2 tRNA genes and 1 rRNA gene are annotated in these 1,171 nt (G+C 52.7%); all 3 read right to left on the bottom strand.

Going from position 1 to position 1,171, the window contains the following annotated elements:
* Nucleotides 1–88: 88 nt before the first annotated feature.
* Nucleotides 89–164 (bottom strand) — tRNA-Ala (locus BG74_RS02130).
* Nucleotides 165–362: 198 nt separating this feature from the next.
* A tRNA-Ile gene (locus BG74_RS02125) sits at nucleotides 363–436 on the bottom strand.
* A gap of 71 nt (nucleotides 437–507) precedes the next feature.
* Nucleotides 508–1,171, bottom strand: a 16S ribosomal RNA gene (locus BG74_RS02120); the annotation flags it as partial.

Here is a 1,171-nt window from a genome sequence, read left to right as displayed (position 1 = left end):
GCACTTGAAAATACAAACACGCTCTGAAATAAACCAACAACAGGAAAACCACCTCGTCGCCACGTGAATGACCACCACCATCGCGGAATGGTGGAGCTAAGCGGGATCGAACCGCTGACCTCCTGCGTGCAAAGCAGGCGCTCTCCCAGCTGAGCTATAGCCCCAAGTTGTTCACTTTGAATATACCATCGTCAGTCACCTGCGATGAGTCAGCTTACCTACGTGCCCAGGTAAAGTCTCGTTCACCACAGTCAGTCACAGGACGACAGCCAGTGTCACTTTCCGGATACCGCCTGACATGCCTTCCTAGTAGTGGCAACATGCTACGGCTTCAATCCTCGCCTTGGGATAAGAGGAACTGATAGGCCTGAGTGGACTTGAACCACCGACCTCACCCTTATCAGGGGTGCGCTCTAACCACCTGAGCTACAAGCCTATAGAATCTTTCTTGCTCGTGATAGCTATCAGACAATCTGTGTGGACACGTCACTCAACGTATCATCTAGGTAAGGAGGTGATCCAACCGCAGGTTCCCCTACGGTTACCTTGTTACGACTTCACCCCAGTCATGAATCACAAAGTGGTAAGCGCCCTCCCGTAGGTTAAGCTACCTACTTCTTTTGCAACCCACTCCCATGGTGTGACGGGCGGTGTGTACAAGGCCCGGGAACGTATTCACCGTGGCATTCTGATCCACGATTACTAGCGATTCCGACTTCATGGAGTCGAGTTGCAGACTCCAATCCGGACTACGACGCACTTTATGAGGTCCGCTGACTCTCGCGAGATCGCTTCTCTTTGTATGCACCATTGTAGCACGTGTGTAGCCCTACTCGTAAGGGCCATGATGACTTGACGTCATCCCCACCTTCCTCCGGTTTATCACCGGCAGTCTCCTTTGAGTTCCCGACCGAATCGCTGGCAACAAAGGATAAGGGTTGCGCTCGTTGCGGGACTTAACCCAACATTTCACAACACGAGCTGACGACAGCCATGCAGCACCTGTCTCAGAGTTCCTGAAGGCACCAAGGCATCTCTGCCTCGTTCTCTGGATGTCAAGAGTAGGTAAGGTTCTTCGCGTTGCATCGAATTAAACCACATGCTCCACCGCTTGTGCGGGCCCCCGTCAATTCATTTGAGTTTTAACCTTGCGGCCGTACTCCCCAGGCGG

The organism is Sodalis-like endosymbiont of Proechinophthirus fluctus (assembly GCF_001602625.1).
Classification (GTDB): Bacteria; Pseudomonadota; Gammaproteobacteria; order Enterobacterales; family Enterobacteriaceae.
Note: the sequence above shows the minus strand (reverse complement) of the source record. Positions and strands in the feature narration are given on the sequence as shown.